At 31.5% G+C, this 17,325-nt stretch carries 20 protein-coding genes; 10 read left to right on the top strand and 10 right to left on the bottom strand.

The genetic code is table 11. From position 1 onward, the window contains the following. The first annotated feature begins 568 nt into the window (after positions 1-568). Complete coding sequence (locus tag B7R67_RS12990) at positions 569-1,006, top strand: HIT family protein (RefSeq protein WP_088071066.1); 438 nt, start codon at positions 569-571, stop codon at positions 1,004-1,006. 343 nt (positions 1,007-1,349) lie between these two features. Next, a complete protein-coding gene (locus tag B7R67_RS12985; RefSeq protein ID WP_088071064.1) occupies positions 1,350-1,910 on the top strand; it encodes an HTH-type transcriptional regulator Hpr in 561 nt (186 codons plus the stop codon). Positions 1,911-2,172: 262 nt separating this feature from the next. Here the strand turns inward: B7R67_RS12985 and B7R67_RS12980 are convergent, their stop codons facing one another. After that, complete coding sequence (locus B7R67_RS12980) at positions 2,173-2,262, bottom strand: YjcZ family sporulation protein (RefSeq protein ID WP_097973758.1); 90 nt, start codon at positions 2,260-2,262, stop codon at positions 2,173-2,175. 100 nt (positions 2,263-2,362) lie between these two features. Beyond that, on the bottom strand, positions 2,363-2,446 hold the full coding sequence (locus B7R67_RS12975; RefSeq protein ID WP_088071062.1) for a YjcZ family sporulation protein: 84 nt from the start codon (positions 2,444-2,446) through the stop codon (positions 2,363-2,365). Positions 2,447-2,889: 443 nt separating this feature from the next. Between B7R67_RS12975 and B7R67_RS12970 the strand changes: the two genes are divergently transcribed. Then, on the top strand, positions 2,890-3,711 hold the full coding sequence (locus B7R67_RS12970; RefSeq protein WP_088071060.1) for a peptidylprolyl isomerase: 822 nt from the start codon (positions 2,890-2,892) through the stop codon (positions 3,709-3,711). 31 nt (positions 3,712-3,742) lie between these two features. Here B7R67_RS12970 and B7R67_RS12965 read toward each other — a convergent pair whose 3' ends face one another. Together B7R67_RS12965 and yhaM are read right to left on the bottom strand one after the other, a co-directional pair. Further along, positions 3,743-3,946 (bottom strand): sporulation YhaL family protein, encoded by a 204-nt coding sequence (locus tag B7R67_RS12965; RefSeq protein WP_088071058.1) that lies wholly within the window; start codon positions 3,944-3,946, stop codon positions 3,743-3,745. 68 nt (positions 3,947-4,014) lie between these two features. Continuing rightward, complete coding sequence (gene yhaM / locus B7R67_RS12960; protein ID WP_088071056.1) at positions 4,015-4,953, bottom strand: 3'-5' exoribonuclease YhaM; 939 nt, start codon at positions 4,951-4,953, stop codon at positions 4,015-4,017. Positions 4,954-5,311: 358 nt separating this feature from the next. Between yhaM and B7R67_RS12955 the strand changes: the two genes are divergently transcribed. After that, on the top strand, positions 5,312-5,497 hold the full coding sequence (locus tag B7R67_RS12955) for a YhzD family protein (protein WP_088071054.1): 186 nt from the start codon (positions 5,312-5,314) through the stop codon (positions 5,495-5,497). Between the two features lie 192 nt (positions 5,498-5,689). Here the strand turns inward: B7R67_RS12955 and B7R67_RS12950 are convergent, their stop codons facing one another. From B7R67_RS12950 to B7R67_RS12935, 4 genes are all read right to left on the bottom strand, one after another. After that, a complete protein-coding gene (locus B7R67_RS12950) occupies positions 5,690-6,478 on the bottom strand; it encodes an enoyl-CoA hydratase (RefSeq protein WP_088071052.1) in 789 nt (262 codons plus the stop codon). 72 nt (positions 6,479-6,550) lie between these two features. Then, positions 6,551-8,038, bottom strand: coding sequence for a coproporphyrinogen III oxidase (locus B7R67_RS12945; protein ID WP_088071050.1), 1,488 nt, complete (start codon positions 8,036-8,038; stop codon positions 6,551-6,553). Between the two features lie 188 nt (positions 8,039-8,226). After that, positions 8,227-9,096, bottom strand: coding sequence for a Cof-type HAD-IIB family hydrolase (locus tag B7R67_RS12940; RefSeq protein ID WP_088071049.1), 870 nt, complete (start codon positions 9,094-9,096; stop codon positions 8,227-8,229). Positions 9,097-9,246: 150 nt separating this feature from the next. Beyond that, positions 9,247-9,603 (bottom strand): YlbF family regulator, encoded by a 357-nt coding sequence (locus B7R67_RS12935; RefSeq protein WP_088071047.1) that lies wholly within the window; start codon positions 9,601-9,603, stop codon positions 9,247-9,249. A 170-nt stretch (positions 9,604-9,773) separates the two neighbouring features. Here B7R67_RS12935 and B7R67_RS12930 point away from each other — a divergent pair, with 170 nt between their 5' ends. The 6 genes from B7R67_RS12930 (at position 9,774) to B7R67_RS12905 (ending at position 16,738) form a co-directional block, all read left to right on the top strand. Further along, on the top strand, positions 9,774-10,868 hold the full coding sequence (locus tag B7R67_RS12930) for a YheC/YheD family endospore coat-associated protein (RefSeq protein WP_088071045.1): 1,095 nt from the start codon (positions 9,774-9,776) through the stop codon (positions 10,866-10,868). A gap of 18 nt (positions 10,869-10,886) precedes the next feature. Further along, positions 10,887-11,972: a YheC/YheD family endospore coat-associated protein gene (locus B7R67_RS12925; RefSeq protein ID WP_088071043.1), complete on the top strand. Its 1,086-nt coding sequence runs from the start codon at positions 10,887-10,889 to the stop codon at positions 11,970-11,972. Continuing rightward, complete coding sequence (locus B7R67_RS12920; protein WP_088071041.1) at positions 11,972-13,327, top strand: YheC/YheD family endospore coat-associated protein; 1,356 nt, start codon at positions 11,972-11,974, stop codon at positions 13,325-13,327. The genes B7R67_RS12925 and B7R67_RS12920 overlap by 1 nt, the downstream gene beginning before the upstream one ends. Beyond that, a complete protein-coding gene (locus B7R67_RS12915) occupies positions 13,324-14,508 on the top strand; it encodes a YheC/YheD family protein (RefSeq protein WP_088071039.1) in 1,185 nt (394 codons plus the stop codon). The genes B7R67_RS12920 and B7R67_RS12915 overlap by 4 nt, the downstream gene beginning before the upstream one ends. Before the next feature lie 77 nt (positions 14,509-14,585). Further along, positions 14,586-15,509 (top strand): PucR family transcriptional regulator, encoded by a 924-nt coding sequence (locus B7R67_RS12910; protein ID WP_088071037.1) that lies wholly within the window; start codon positions 14,586-14,588, stop codon positions 15,507-15,509. Between the two features lie 131 nt (positions 15,510-15,640). After that, positions 15,641-16,738, top strand: a complete 1,098-nt coding sequence (locus tag B7R67_RS12905; protein WP_088071035.1) for an ABC transporter ATP-binding protein — start codon at positions 15,641-15,643, stop codon at positions 16,736-16,738. Between the two features lie 47 nt (positions 16,739-16,785). On the opposite strand, the gene B7R67_RS12900 is transcribed toward B7R67_RS12905, so the two are convergent. After that, positions 16,786-17,037 carry a hypothetical protein gene (locus B7R67_RS12900; protein ID WP_088071033.1) on the bottom strand — a complete coding sequence of 84 codons (252 nt, stop codon included), beginning with the start codon at positions 17,035-17,037 and terminating at the stop codon, positions 16,786-16,788. Between the two features lie 74 nt (positions 17,038-17,111). Then, on the bottom strand, positions 17,112-17,321 hold the full coding sequence (locus B7R67_RS12895) for an alpha/beta-type small acid-soluble spore protein (RefSeq protein ID WP_088071031.1): 210 nt from the start codon (positions 17,319-17,321) through the stop codon (positions 17,112-17,114). Between the last annotated feature and the right edge of the window lie 4 nt (positions 17,322-17,325).

Genomic DNA, 17,325 nt, shown 5'->3' with positions numbered 1-17,325 from the left:
GTTTGTTAAAGGTATTATAATTTGCGTTCAAACCTATATAAGATAACTGTTAAAGTGAATGGTCTCCCAAGATAAAAACATCGTTGTAAAACACAGCAGTGAAAAAATCTAAGGAGATGGTACGCTTGAACATTATCGATTACTAAGGTTATTTGTATACCATTTGTAAATGAGGTGTCTCGACCAGAGCATATATAAATTTATTAAGGTGTACCAATTATTGAACATTAAAGCAAATGAGGTGTCTATTAAAGACAATTAATAATAACTCTTATAACAACTTTCCCCTTCATTAAGAAGCAACTTTTAGTTGCTTCTTTCCTTGTGTAGACAAAGTCCTATTTATCTGATTTTCAAACTGATTGAAAGCGGTTGTCTTTCGAGGGGCGAAGCCTGGCAAGAAAGCTGAGTTATCCTTAGACGGTAATGAGCACCGCAGTCATGCGAAGCAACGAAGAAAGCGAGCGTTTGGCGAAGCAACTTTTAGTTGCTTTTTTTCCCCCCCTATTTTCACATGAACATTCACTTATGATAAAATAAGGAAAAAACTTGAAAGGATGTATAAAAAATGGCACATGACTCTAATTGTATCTTTTGTAAAATTGTTGAAGGAAGTATTCCAGCTTCAAAAGTATATGAGGATGATGATGTATTAGCCTTTTTGGATTTAAGTCAAGTTACTAAAGGACATACATTAGTTATTCCAAAGGATCATACTGAAAATATATTCTCTATGAGTGAAGAAACAGCTAGTACATACTTTCAAAAAGTACCTTTAATTGCTAACGCAATAAAAGAAGCTTTTAATGTTCAAGGGGTAAATTTATTAAATAATAGTGGGGAAGTTTCAGGTCAAACTGTATTTCATTATCATATGCATATTTTACCACGATATGGAAAAAATGATGATTTTGATGTAAAATGGCAAACAAATACTGATCAATACACAAATGAAACGCTTCAAGAAATTGCAAAAGCAATTAATCATAACATTATCAAAAAATAATAATTTAAAACAAAAACAGGAGAATGATTTTCTCCTGTTTTTGTTTTGATTTTCTAAAATTTACATATTCGCTATAATTTACACTGTATTTTTTAAGATTAATATTATATATTTACTATATTAGTAATAATATTATTTTCGACATTAACTGTATTTTTTCGCTAAAATCATTATATAAACATATCTTTTTTAGTCCATATCTAATAATTATAATATAAAATTGTAGAATTTTATCAATGACTTTGTGAAAATTTTTAAAAATTCTAACTAAAAGTTCTTTATTTCTTCACATATTATTGGCATAATAATAAATAGATAGTTAAATAGAAAAGAAGGTGAAATGATGAAAACTGAACAAAAATTATACACAATGAAAGAAGCTTTGATTTTTAGTCAAAGAATTGCCCAAATTTCAAAAGCATTATGGAAGTCAGTTGAAAAAGACTGGCAACAATGGATTAAACCCTATGATTTAAATATCAATGAACATCATATTTTAATGATCGCCTTCCACTTAAAGGGTGCCTCTATCTCTGAAATTGCTAAATTTGGTGTAATGCACGTATCTACTGCTTTTAACTTTTCTAAAAAGCTAGAAGAACGTGGTTTACTAGTGTTTTCTAAAAAAGTAGAAGATAAACGAAATACTTATATTGAACTAACAGAAAAGGGTAAAAATATCCTATTAGAAATATTAGAAGAATTTGATCCTGAAACAAATTCAGTTTTCCAAGGTACTTTGCCATTAAAAGAGTTTTACGGTAAATTTCCAGAAAATATGGAAATTATGGCTATTTTACGTAATATTTATGGTAAAGATTTCATGGATATTTTTGAAACAACATTAGACAACATAGATAAAGAATTTATCGAAGAAAATAATCGTTTAATAAAAAAACCTTAATAATCTTCATTCAGATCACAATTACTAATCGGACTGTTCATCGTAATTGTAAGGTAAAAATAATTAGAAGCGGGGCCAGATTATTTAATCCTTCCGCTTTTTATTTCGACCATTTTTTGTTAAAAACTTCACATAATACCTCATTTTCACCTCTTCTTATCATGATAAAATCACTAATAACTTAATGTACTCTAGTTTTTTTGGCATAAAAAAACTCAACCGGAGGTTAATCCCCCGGTCGAATAATTGTCTTATTTACAAATTAGATGCAAGCTGCTCCTACGATAATTAATAAGATGAACAATACAACGATTAACGCAAATCCTCCACCATGGAATCCTACGCCCATCATTTACACCTCCTTTAGCTACATATCTTATCTTATGCGTGTAGAAAAAAAATGGTCTAGGCAAATGTATAAATAACCTTTATTTTCAAAGAATGATATTAGCTTATATACATGAACAACCAATAATGATTAGTAAAATAAATAGAATCACAATCAACACAAAGTCACGCGATGATTTCCCTTCCATTCTCCAACCCCCTAATTGTAATTCTTAATAATATATAGACGAATGCCTTAAATGATTGGGCGAATGTCACGGTTGACAAGCTTTTTATTATAAACACAATGTTATTTAGGATTTTATATAATGCGCCTTAATCCTTTCATTCTTTGTACCTACTCATAAGAAAGCGAGCATCCTGGAACGGAAATCAACATTCTTTTTTAACAGAGCCTTTAAAAAAAATAGTTCAAGTCTCCTTTAAATGTATTAATTTTTCATTAAAATATATTCCAAATTATTCTTTTTTTGGATAAACTTTGTCATCTTGAAGAAAAATATGATATATTAAGTGAAGTAATTTTTGTAAATAGTTGACTAAATACAGGAAAATTTAAGGTTTAAGCTACATACTTTACTAAGTTCTTTTAAAAGTAAGTCACTTTAAATTTATATTAGGAGATGTTTAAATGAAAAAGTTAATCGTATCTGCAGTTTTAGCAACTTCAGTATTCGGACTAGCAGCATGTGGTACTTCTGGTGTTAATAGCGATGTTGTTGCTACATCAAATGCAGGAGATATCACATCTAAAGATTTATATAATAAGATGAAGGATACAGCAGGCTTAGCAATGCTTAAACAAATGGCTATTGAAGATTACTTAAGTAAAAATTTCAAAGTTAGTGATAAAGATGTTGATGCAAAATTCAATGAGTACAAAACACAAAATGGTGATCAATTTAAAGCATTCTTAGCTCAATATGGTTTCAAAGATGAAGCTGCATTTAAAGAACGCGTTAAAATTGATTTATTAACTGAAAAGGCTGCTGAAGCTAGTGTAACAAAAGCAGAAATTGCAAAATATAAACCAGAAATTAGAGCTAGTCATATTTTAGTAAAAGACGAAGCTACAGCTAAAAAAGTCAAACAAGAATTAGATAAAGGTGCAGATTTTGCAGCACTTGCTAAAAAGTATTCTACTGACACTGGTTCAAAAGATAAAGGTGGAGATTTAGGCTATTTTGGTCAAGGTGCTATGGTACCTGAATTCGAATCGGCTGCGTATGCTTTAAAAGTTGGAGAAGTAAGCCAACCTGTAAAATCACAATTTGGTTACCACATTATCAAATTAGTTGATAAAAAAGCAGTAAATGAAAAAGAAGCTCGCAAAAAAATTGCTGAATCAAAATTAAGCCAAGAAAACTTCTCTGCATTCTCAGATGAACTTCTTAAAAAAGCTAATTTTAAAGTAAAAGATAAAGATTTAGAAAGCCAAGAGAAAAAATCATAAAATAAAAAACCTGCCTAAATGGCAGGTTTTTTTAATTTGATGAAACTTCTGAATTAATAAGTAATTGTTCTCTTCGTTCTCTTTCTTCTCTAATTCTTTGTAAGTAAATTTCTCCCTCTTTTTCAATGAAAGCTTCATCTGCTTCTCTTTCTTGTTTTGAGGTATATAACACCATAAATCCACTTACAAAAATCCCTAAAATTACAATGTACATCCAAAATGGTAGTAAAAACATTTATTTTCCTCCTTAGTAGACAAGCTTTTGCTTCATTATATGGTTACTAAGGGAAAAGTATGATAAATTTAAAATTTTGGTTTATAAAAACTACGATTTTCTAATGGGAATATACGCTCTGTGTATTCTCCTGGTTCAACTCTTTCAAGCGCACGATCTAGCATATTCATCTTTGCATCAATATTATCTATGTAATGTAATATTTCAGCTTCTTTTATTAATGGAAGCTTTGGACTACCATATTCATATTTTCCATGATGGCTTAAAATTAGATGCTGTAAAACTGTAACCTCTTCTCCTTCAATCCCTAGCTCGATTGATGCATTCCCTACTTCGATCGCCATTAGTGAGATATGTCCAAGTAAATTACCTTCAACAGTATATTTTGTAGAAACTGGACCAGATAACTCTCTCACTTTTCCTAAATCATGTAAGATAATTCCTGCATATAATAGATCTTTATTGATAGAAGGATATAAGTTTGCAATTGACTCTCCTAATTTCAACATACAATAGACATGATAAGCTAATCCTGATACAAATTCATGATGATTCTTAGTTGCAGCAGGATAATCTAAGAACTCATCTTGATTTTTTAATACTAGATATTCTGTTATTTTCTTCAGTTTTTCATTACTCATATTATTAATGAATGAAGTAATCTTTTCATATAATACTTCTTTAGAAATTGGTGCTCTCGCAAAGAAATCTTCCGCATTCACTTCGTCTGTGTCTTTTGCTGGACGAATCTGACGAAGTTTTAATTGAAGTTTGCCTCGATAATCATGTAGCTCACCTTCAACCTTTACAACAGTACCTTCAGCATATGCTTCTTCTTGTTCAGTAGAAATATCCCATAGTTTCGCCTCAATATCACCACTTTGATCTTGTAATGTTAGTGATAAAAACGATTTTTGATTACTTGCTACTCCTTTTGTTACTGCTTTTATAAACAAAAATGTAACAAAACGTTCGCCAACTTCATGATCATATACTCTTTTATCCATAAGTACCTCCACTATGCTATCTTTCCTCTGCTTTACTGAACAAAATTAAACTCTTCTTGAAAAAGTAAATTGCTCTTTATTATCGGAAATAAATTTTTCCAAAATAAAAAAAAGGAAAATTAATTTATGTATTAGTCGTTTTACATATCCTATTATACGTTAAAATAGCAACTTATCCCAACTATGATCGTACAAAAATTAAGACATATTCTAACAATTCACTTGAACTTTTTGTGAATGAATACACATCGAATCATAAATTAACACAGAATTTTTTCATAATTCAAATTATTACTTTGCATTCTTTTCAATCTATGCCAAAATAGTAATACAGGAATATTTCAAGGAGGACTAAAATATGGCAACTTATCGAATTACTGCTTTCGAAAAAAGTGGAGAATCTATCGTTGATGAACAATTTGAAGCAAACTCTGATTTAGAAGCAAAGAAAATTGGTCAAGACAAACTCTCAGCAATTGGAGCACTTGATAAAACGCATCGTTGCATTAGTCAAACTGGAAAGTTACTTTTATTTCATCCTTAAAAAAAGCTGCGACTTAGTTCGCAGCTTCTGACTTCCCGCCAAACTCTCCCTTCCTTAGTTGATTTACTGTTCTCATTATCTCTATCGTAACTCCTTTCATCTTCTCCCTTCGATCCTCGAAAGAAAAGCGTTTTAAATCAATCTAACTTTCCCTAAAGAAAAAATCGACCAAATTGGTCGATTTAAATATGATTATTTCCCAGTAAAAACTGGTAGTCTTTTTTGTAAAAATGCTTGTACACCTTCTTGATGATCTGAAGTTTTTCTCATTGCACCTTGCCCATTTTTTTCAAATAAAAGAACATTTTTTAATGATTCTAAATTGTTTTCACAGTAAATTTGTTTTGTTTGAATCATTGCACTAACTGGTTTTTGAAGAATATTTTTCACACGTTCTTTTATTTCTTTTTCAAAGTCTCCATATACCACTTCATCAACTAATCCCATTTCTAGTGCTTGAGCAGAGTCTAGTTTCTTACCTTCCCAGATTAATTGTTTAGCTTTTGCTTCGCCTAAGCGTTTTTCTAAGAAGTAATGTGCTCCTCCATCTGGAATCAAACCAATTCCAATAAAGTTCATAGCTAATACCCCAGATTCGTGGGCAAGAACGAAATCACTTGCAAGTGCAAAACTAAAACCAATACCAGCAGCAGGACCGTGAATTGCACTAATTACGATTTTAGGTAAAGTATATAATTTAATAACTACTTCAGAAATTAAATCCATTACTGGACCAAATGCAGTTTCATCTGTATTACTTAACATTGACTTTAAATCTCCACCTGAAGAAAAGCCTTTGCCATTTCCACATAAAACTACTACATCAACATCTGAAGTTGTAATTTCATCTAATACGTCTCTGAATTGTCTGAATGTATCTTCATTCATTGCATTCAATACTTCTGGTCGATTGAATACTACAGTAGCAACGCGACCTTCTTTTTTTAGTAAAACATGAGCTGTTGTGTTCGAAATAGTCATTAAAAAATCCCCCTTTAATTCATGATTAATTTAAACATTAAACATTGAAAGGGGAATTTCCTCTATTTTTATTTAATTTGATTGATTACTGTTTGAAAATAACTCATCTAAAATCTTTATTTTTGCAAGAGTATAATGTTCGTAACCATCATTATATGATTTTGGATCCTTCGCATTTGCAAATCGAGTAATTTGGCGTGTTTTTGGATTTACAAACTTACTAGAGGCTCCACAGCCAAGTCCGATAATCGTTTGTTCTTCTTCCATAATTAATATATTATATAAGCTTTCTTGTCCATCAACTGAATAACCAATGTTTTCAAGATTGCCTAATATATTTTTTTGACGATATAAATAATACGGATGGTAATTATGATTTTTAGTCCAAACTGTTGCTTCATTCATCATTTGTTGCACTTCATCTCGGTCAGCAACTTTATATTTTTGTTTGTTTTGTGTCATTTCAGAAGCTCTTTTGAATGAAAGCGTATGAACAGTTAATGATTCAGGCATTAATTTTTCTGTTTCGTTTAACGTATGCTGGAACTCCTTTAAACCTTCTCCAGGTAATCCGATAATTAAATCCATATTAATATTATTCATGCCCATTTCACGAGCTAAATGATATTTTGTGATTGTTTCTTCAACAGTGTGATGTCTTCCAATCGCCTTTAAGGTTTCTTGAATGTACGACTGTGGATTGATACTAATACGATCAATATTCCATTTATTAAGTACATCTAATTTTTCTGGAGTAATCGTATCAGGTCTTCCAGCCTCTACTGTTATTTCACGAACTTGCTTCATATTTGGGAACGATTCATGCATTTTAGCATAAAGTAAATCCATTTCTTCAGCTGTTATACTTGTAGGTGTTCCTCCGCCGTAATAAATCGTAGTAATGTTTATACCACGCTGTTTTAAAAACTCTCCTACTTTTTCCATTTCATAATGTAGTCCGTATAAGAAAGAATCTACTGCACCTTGTTTACCTTGAATCGCATAAGCTGGGAAAGTACAATAAGCACATTTTGTCGGGCAATATGGAATTCCGATATAGATACTTACTTCGTTTTCTAAGTTATACAAATCAGGTATTACCTTTAATTGACGATCGACGATTGATTGCATTAATTCAATTTTCTCATCATGAATTAAATAATCATTTCGCAACTCCTCATGTGCTATTTCCTTTGGCATACCATTTTTCAGTTTCGAGTGAAGTAGCTTTGTCGGTCTAATTCCGGTTAAGATTCCCCACTTTTGCTGAATTCCTGTATGTTCTTGAAGTAAAGATAAAAAGACAAAATTAACAGCCTTCTTTTTAAATTTAAACGATTCTCTTTCATCTTTGCCGTCTACATAACTAGTACTCGCATGAAGTTCCGAACCTAGTTTTCCAAAAACTTGTTTATCCTCTTCGTTTAGTTCGAAACTTACTTCTATATCTGCATCTATTTTATCTAATGAAACATCACAGTCTTCAAAAAATAGTTGAGCTAGTAACTCTAATGGCCTTTGAAAACGATTATCCTCTAATCCTTTAATATATATTTTCATTTTTTATCACCTTTTTAATTTATCAATTAAGTATAAAATTAATGGCGAAAGAGGTCAATTAATTACTTTAGCCGTATTAGAGATTAGTTTTCTCTCTTAGACCACCGTTATCCATTTGAAAATAGTGATAGATGCTATAAAAAAGCCTGGTTTTCAAAGAGTATTCTTCTTGAAAACCAGACTTTTATTTATTTTTCGATTTTTAAATGTGTTTTTAAAAATGGTAGTGGAAATTGTTTCCTAAAATGCTCTTTAATCATATATGGAACACCATTTTGGTCATTTGATCTAGTAATCCAGTCGGCAGCTTTCTTAATCTCTACAGGAGCATTGGACATTGCAACGCCTAGTCCTGCATGTTCGATTAATGGTAAATCACTATAATTATCACCGATTACAACCATTTCATGATAGGAAATCCCTAAGTGCTCACCTAAGCGTTTTAACCCTGAATACTTTGAAATACCTTTTCGAACAATTTCAATTTTCTTTTCTTCTTCACATAGACAATCTAAATGTGGATAGATTGAATTTATTACGTTTTTCACCTTACTTTTTTCTATTTCATCAGAAAAATAACACTCTATTTTTAATGGAGAAATTGAATTTTCCAGAATGCTATCTGAAAGGGATTCAACAAATTGTATTGGATAAAAAACAGGATCTGCGTTTGACAAAACGGCTTTTGCAACTAAATTTGATTGCAATTTTTTTCGATTTCCAATTGAAAAATGTTCATGTGACAGTCGGATATTACAATCATATTTTTCTAGTTTTTTTACAATTTCATATGCTTCTTCTTCCTCAATCCTTTTTTCAAAAAGAGGTTCATCTAGCTTAGAAGAAATAAATGCACCTGAGTGAGAGACCAAAAGGTTAGATACCTTTAATGCTTTTGCAATTTTTTTGGTAGCCTGGAAATTTCTGCTTGTGAATAAAGTTACGTAAATCCCTTTGTCTTGAACATATTCAATCGCTTCTTTTGTTTCTTTCGAAAGCTTTCCATTTGATTGTAATAACGTACCATCTATATTAATTGCAAGTAACTTATAAATCACTTAATCTCCCCCATTTCGCGAAGAAATACCTTACTAGAAAATATATGACATGCTTCATTTAAATAGAACATGATCAATTGCTATTCTATCCATTCGTATACTAAAAAAGACTTCAAATGAATGAAGTCTTCTCTACTATTTAAGCCGATATTAAAGTTGTAGTAATGATTTATAAAATTCTTCTAATGGACTCATGACAATTTTATTTACATCTTGTATTACTAAATTCATTCTTTGTTCCACTTGCATTAAGTTAGCAATTAAAGGATTTTGTGAAACTCGCGCTACAATTTCTTGTCCTTGTGCATTCTCTTCAGGCGTAATTTGTTCACCTTGATACATTTTTTGTTGCATATTCTTTTGGAAATTTTGAAATTCCATAAATAAAGGCTTCGCACTTGGATCAGCTAATACTTGTGAGTATAGAGACTGTAAGTTCTTAAAATCTGGTTGTTCCTTTAAAGCGTTTTGTAGTGAGTATGCAATATCATAAATATTTACTGCCATGTTTCTACCTCCTAAATATTTGTATCTCCACTATAACAAACATTCTATTATATGTCAGTTTTTCAAAAACAAATCAAACTTTCTTCCCTAAAATTTTCTAAAAGACATTCACCAACTAGGCGAATATCACATAGTATACAACGACATTATTTTGGAAAGGAGGAGAATCATTGCAATCTTTTCCTAAAACTCAAGACACACAAACATTCGCCATTGTGACTGATTCGATTAATGAAACATCACTAAATCCACTCGGTTCAATTACTACCTTATGCGAAGAACTTTCAGAGTTATGTGGTGAATCTGAAATCAACTTTTATGTAACTTCTTTAAAAAAACTATTAACCAATGAAATGAAAGGCTACAAACGATCTGATAACGGTTGGATTTTAGTGAATGTACCTCCCCCTTCAATTATTCATAATCGTATTCACTCTAGGAAACTCGAGCGTTCAAAAGAATTTAAATTACTAAATTCTTCTTTAGAAACTAACCAAATCCCTTTTTTTAATGCACGTTTTTTAAACAAACTGGAAGTTTTTAAAGCTTTAATTGACTCGAACTATATCAAGCCATATGTACCTTATACAGAAGAATGTATTTCAGTAGAACAATTAGAAAATTTTCTCCAAAAGTATGATTCAGTTTTTATAAAACCGATTCATGGCAGTCAAGGCCGAAATATTTTTAAAGTTACAAAAGATAAACAACAATTTCGTTTACTAAATAGCCTGAATTCTGAAGTAGAACTGGAATATCAATCAGTTGCTCAGCTTTTTCAACCCATCAAGCAGCAATTAACTAAGCGATCCTTCATCATTCAAGAAGGTTTACCATTAATCACTAAAGATAATAGACTCGTTGATTTTAGATTTTTATGTCATAAAAATAAGTTTAATAAATGGGAAGTAACATCGACAGTTGCAAGAATTGGTCATCCGACACAATTTGTAAGCAATTTAGCTCGTGGAGGAGACATTCAAAAAATTGATGAATTTTTAAGCTATTATTTGCCAAAGAAAGAAAGAATTCACTTTAAAAAATTACTTATCGAATTAGCGATTGAATCCTGTATTTGTATCGACTCCTCCTTCGATGGATTATTTGCAGAATTTGGTGTCGATCTTGCTATCGATGACCAATTTAACCCATGGGTAATCGAAATAAATTCTAAACCTTCTAAGGATTTACAAGTATTAGATCCACTTCAAAAAATTAGACCTTCAACAAAGGCTATTTTTTCTCTTGTTCAATCATATTTATAAGTACAAGGAGTGAAAAGAATGAGAATTGGTTATTTATCTCTTAAGGAAAGACAAGAAGGTGAATACGTTCAGTATATGGCAAAAGAAGCTAGTAAGCTTGGTTATGAATTCGTTCAATTTACCCCTTTTGGTATTCAGCCAGCTACTGAAGAAATTGTAGGCTGGAAGTATATAGCAAAAACAGAGCAATGGGAGAAAACTTCATTTGAAATACCAAACTATATTTATGATCGCTGCTTCTATTCTCCGAGCATTAAAAGTAAACAGGCGAAACCAATTGTTGATTGGCTAAAAAAACGGAAAGACATCACTTTCTTAGGCTACGGGCTACCTGGAAAATGGGAAACTTATCAGGCACTTGCAACTGATGAAAGTTTAAATCCATATATACCTAAAACAAAAAAATTGCTCCACTTAGCAGTATTTTTTGAAGAGCTTAGAAAGTCACGCAAATTAGTTATTAAACCGATTCATGGGTCAAGAGGCATTAATATTTATTTTGTTACTTTAAGCGCATATTCAATAAGTGTTTCCACTCAAAAACAAAAGGAAGTAATTGAAACTGTCTACGACACACGAGATGAATTTTTTGAGTGGCTACAACCTATTGTTGAATCGAAAGGATATGTATATCAAAACTATTTAGATCTAAAAACAAAATCACAAGAAGCATTTGATTTAAGAATCCTTTTACAAAAAAATGAAAAAGGTGAATGGCAAGCGATTGGAAAAGGTGTACGAATTGGTAAGCCTAATTCAATTGTTGCAAATTTAAGCGCCGGTAGTAATGCAGTACCTTTTGAAGAATGGATCACTCAATTTAATCAAAGATCAGCTCTAGTTTTACAGGAGGAAATTGATACGATTTGTAAACAATTACCTATTGTACTCGAGAAGAATTTTCTTCCATTATTCGAAATTGGTTTAGATTTAGGTATCGATTCAAATCTAGCCGTCTGGATTTTAGATGTAAATTCAAAACCTGGAAGAAAAGTCTTACTTCAAACTGACCCTTCAATCCAGCATAAGCTATACTCCGCACCAATTCAGTATTGTTTACACTTACAATCGAAATCTAAAAGTGAAAGAAGTGAAATTAAATAATGAATGAAGTTTATAAAATCGTTACTCATCGACAGAGTAAGAACTTAGTATGTATTCCAGAAGAACTTACAACATCAAGAAATATTGAATATATTGCCTTCGGTCAAAAAAAGTACCCTTGTCAACTAGTTACGATGAATACACTTCACAATATCATCTCAATCTCAGAGCAGTTAAATGAAATGCTCTGCATCCCTTTTGAAGGGAAAATCGAGCCAATTATTATCGGAAACACATTACAACTTGGACCTCTCGTTGGAATTTTCACTGCTGGTTTTACTGAATCACTGCTTCGCCCAATTGGTGATCGTAGTTTTATGTTTGCAAACTTAATTGCAGAAAATAATCAAAAAAACAGCTATATTTTCGTATTTGGAACGCATGGGATTGATTGGGAATCTGAAACAATTCAAGGCTATTTCTTTACTGATAAAAGATGGACGAAAGAAGTCGTCCCTTTTCCTACAGTGATTTACAATCGATTACCAAATCGAAAAATAGAAGTTCATAAATCAATTAAACGAGTACGTCAAAAATTGGAAAAGGAATATAAAATACCTTGGTTTAATCCTGGCTTCTTCAATAAATGGGATTTATATTTAAAACTAAAAAACGATGATTCAGTAGCACATTATCTACCTAAGACAGTAAAGTTTAATAATTTTGACACAATTGAAGAGTTATTATCACAATACCAATTTGTCTATGTTAAGCCTGAAAACGGCAGTCTTGGATCAAGAGTCATTTTAATACGTTATCAAAGAGACGAAGAAATGTATTATTGTAGGTACCGTGAATTTGAAACGAATAAGCTACAAAAATTCTCTTCACTTCACTCTTTAATCAATCATGTTTTTCGTAATATTAAATTACAAGATTTTATCGTTCAACAAGGTATTCCATTGATTCGATATGAACATCAACCTGTCGACTTTAGAGTCCATACAAACAAAGATGCCTCTGGAAATTGGCAAGTTACTGTTATTGCTGCTAAAATTGCAGGAAAAGGAAGTACAACTACACATATAAATAACGGTGGTCGTGTTAAAACGGTTGAAGAAATATTTGGGCAAGAAAAAGCAAAAAGGATACATGATAAATTATCTACTGCAGCATTAAAAATTAGCGAAGCATTAGATCGTCAAGTTGATGGTCATATCGGTGAGATAGGATTTGATATCGGTGTTGATAAGGATGAAACAATTTGGCTTTTTGAAGCAAACTCTAAACCGGGTAGATCAATCTTTTCAAATCCAAACTTCCAAGAAAATGACAAACAGATTAAAAAACTGTTTTTAGAATACGCTACCCATTTGTCTAAACATGGAAATGAACTTGAGGTCTCAATGAAATGACCTCCGTTTTTTACCATCTTGAGACAAACACATGGTCACATGATACCAAAATTGAATCAAGATGCTTCATTGGATTCAATCAGCTCCCAATAGATCAAATCCCATTAAAAGGCGATTCTACAAGATTCATTAAATTTAATGTAAAAAAAAACGGTTCACGGTTAGGACCAATTGTTGGTATTTTAACAAACGAAGACCGGTTACCTTTTAGCGGAAATATTAAAACCTTTAAGAGAATTTGTAAGAGAGTATTACTTAATGGTGGAATTCCAGTTATCTTAACTCCTTCCACCTTCTCTGCTAATTCAATTAAATGTTATACATTTTGTTTTGAAACAAAAAAATGGATTGAATTATATGCCCCATTGCCTGATGTAATTTACAATCGAATTCCTTCTGTTCAATACGAATCGAACAAAATCTATAAAGATTTTCGTGATAAAATTTGTGAATTGAATATACCATTTTTTAATGAATCATATCTTTCAAAAATTCAAACATCAATGATTTTATCTTCAAATACTTTTTTAAAAAGCCATATGCCCGAAACAATCAATATAAAATCCGAAAAAGATTTATCCTTTTATTTAAAAAAATATAAATTTCTCTATATTAAAAAGCATAACTCTTCTAGAGGATTCGGGGTGTTTAAGCTTACTTTAAAAGATAATAATTTAGTAAAGATCCGAAATGCCTTTCATGTAGAATTAATTAAATCCATCAATGAATGTTGGAAATTTCTTAGTTCATTAAATGAAGAGTATATTTGCCAACAAGGTATTTTAAGTCAATTACCTGACGGCAGGAAATTTGATCTACGAATTCTTGCACATAAAAAGGAAAAAGACTATATTCTATCCGGTGTTGGAGTTCGGGTGGGGACATTTAATGCCATTACAACTCACGTACCTAGAGGTGGTAGTATAATTACCATTGAAGAGCTACCAATCGACTTAAACTACTCGATATTAAAAGAAATCGTTAGGCAAACGGGTATTGCTTTAAATATGAAGGATGCAAATTTTTATGAATTTTCAATGGATATCGGAATTCAAAACAACCACTACTATATTTTTGAAATCAATTCAAAACCTATGGTCTTTGACGAAACTCAAATTAAAGAACAAGGTCTTGAAAATTTAATCAACCTTTTTTATGAACTTTCAAATTTTACACCGTAGTTTTAAGCTACGGTTCTTTTTTATTTTTTTTTAAAATGATAAACTTAAATGAAATAATGGGATAGAAGGTATCTGAAATGATTGATAAAATGAAAACTTTATTTGGTGAAGATTCAGTTTCTGATACACCCGATCAGAATACATATTTGAATTACGTTTGGTTTACAACAGAGAATCAAGAAATTTTTGGGGTAAAGAAAACTTCACTTTCAGAAGAACAAGCGAATCTGCTGAAATGTTTATTTACAAAACTAGACGCGAATTCAATCATAATGCCATCAGCACAAAATGAGTGGCTTGATTATTTATATTTAAATAAAGGAACAAATCCTTTTGAATTAGAAAATGAAGTTACCCTTCCCGTCTCAATACGATTTATTCATTTTCACAGTAATCAGCTATTCTCTTCTAAAATTGAATTTGAGGAAGCAATCAATGCTTTTTTCCACAAAGAAGTAATTGTAGTTTGGAATACTGCCAGAAAAGGCGTCATTATTGAAAAAATTATGGATCAGCCTTTTAATAAAGAATTTCTAGAGCATATGCAAGAAATTATTGCGGCTGATTTATATCAAGATGTTACATTTTTTGTAGGGAAACGATATGATCCCCTTTCAAATTTAAGTCTTAATTTCGATATCGAATATCAATGTTTTAAAAATGCATTATCCATAAAAAAACAAAAAAATATCCTTTGGTTTTCAAAAGAAATGCTTTATTATATTCTTTCATTTTTACCCGAAAATTTACAAAAAGAATTACCAAGCTTATTTTTTAATGATATGAAAATGGATGATCCAATCCTGACAACCGTTAAAATTTATCTTCAACAAAATTTGAATGTAACGGCTACATCCAAAAAAGCTTTTTTACATCGAAACACTGTGCAATATCGACTTGATAAATTTTCCGAACAAACAGGAATTGATTTAAAGGATTTTGAGGATGGGTTTGTTATCTTTTTAGCGATTCGTCTATTAGAATTAGGCTATTCGAACTAACAAAAGCTTTTTTGTGCAACTTGTACAAATGAAGCTTTTTTTTTTGTAAACCTTTGCTATTGTTTGAAAACTTATTTGTGATTACAATTTAGTTAATGAAACCGATTACAAAACATTTGGAGGAAAGAATAATGGCTGAATTAAAATTAGATCATATTTATAAAATTTATGACAATAATGTAACTGCAGTAAAAGATTTCAATCTTCATATTGAAGATAAAGAATTTATCGTTTTCGTAGGACCATCTGGTTGTGGTAAATCAACTACGCTTCGAATGATTGCAGGCTTAGAGGATATTTCTAAAGGTGATTTTTTCATTGATGGAAAGCGTGTGAATGACGTTCAACCAAAAGATCGTGACATCGCAATGGTATTCCAAAACTACGCATTATACCCACATATGACTGTATATGATAATATGGCTTTCGGTTTAAAATTACGTAAATTCGACAAAGCAGAAATTGATCGTCGTGTAAAAGATGCTGCTCGAATTTTAGGTCTTGAGGAATATTTATCTCGTAAACCAAAAGCTTTATCAGGTGGACAACGTCAACGTGTAGCTCTTGGACGTGCAATTGTACGTGATGCAAAAGTATTCCTAATGGACGAACCTTTATCTAATTTAGATGCTAAATTACGAGTAGCGATGCGTTCTGAGATTTCAAAACTACATCAACGCCTTCAAACAACAACTATCTATGTAACACATGATCAAACTGAAGCGATGACAATGGCTACACGTTTAGTTGTAATGAAGGATGGGATTATTCAACAAGTAGGAACTCCAAAAGAAGTTTATGATCGACCAGAAAACGTATTCGTAGGTGGATTCATTGGCTCACCAGCTATGAACTTCGTTAACGGAACAGTTGAGGATGGCTACTTTAACTTAGGTAGCAAAAAAATTGCTGTACCTGAAGGAAAAATGAAAACGCTACGTGACAATGGCTACGTTGGTAAAGAAGTAATCTTAGGTATACGCCCAGAAGATTTACACGATGAGCCAGTATTTATTGAAGCTTCTCAAGGAACAGTCCTTGATCTAACAATCGAGGTAGCTGAACTATTAGGTGCAGAGTCAATGCTTTATACAAACTTTGAGGGACATCAATTAGTTGCAAGATTAGATGCTCGTTCAACTTTCACACACGGCCAAAACCTTAAATTAGCAATCGATATGAATAAAGTACATTTCTTTGACAAAGAAACTGAATCTCGTATTCGATAATTATTTAAAACATAAAATAACGCGGTACCATTTAAATTGGTACTGCGTTATTTTATTTTATCAATAATTTTAAGAAATCCTTCATTACAATCAGGACAATTAAACAAATGAATACAATATAAACTAGAATTTTCCTCTGTTAATCCGTCAGCTTTTGCTGAGATATCATAATCTAAATACGGACTATATTTATCATTATAATCAACTTCTCTTCCTTTATCTTCGCATTCATTCTCACAAATAGGGCATTGTAATTTATATTGTTCAATCCCATTGCACAGCGGACAAATTCCTTCCATTTATCTCACTCCTACTATGTATCCGTTCATTAAGAAAGGATGGAGATTAATCTCCATCCCTATATCCATACTTATTATTTTGAATAACCACCTAAGCTTTGTTCAGCCATTTGAACTAAACGTTTAGTGATTTCACCACCTACAGAACCGTTAGCACGTGCTGTAGAATCTGGGCCTAAAGTTACACCAAACTCAGAAGCGATTTCATATTTCATTGCATCTAAAGCAGCTTCTGCACCTGGAACTACTAAGTTGTTGCTGTTTCCACTGTTGTTGTTTGCCATTGTT

The sequence above is a fragment of the Gottfriedia luciferensis genome (assembly GCF_002156865.1).
In the GTDB taxonomy this organism is placed as follows: Bacteria; Bacillota; Bacilli; order Bacillales; family Bacillaceae_G; genus Gottfriedia; species Gottfriedia luciferensis.
This window is presented reverse-complemented; position numbering and strand designations above follow the sequence as displayed.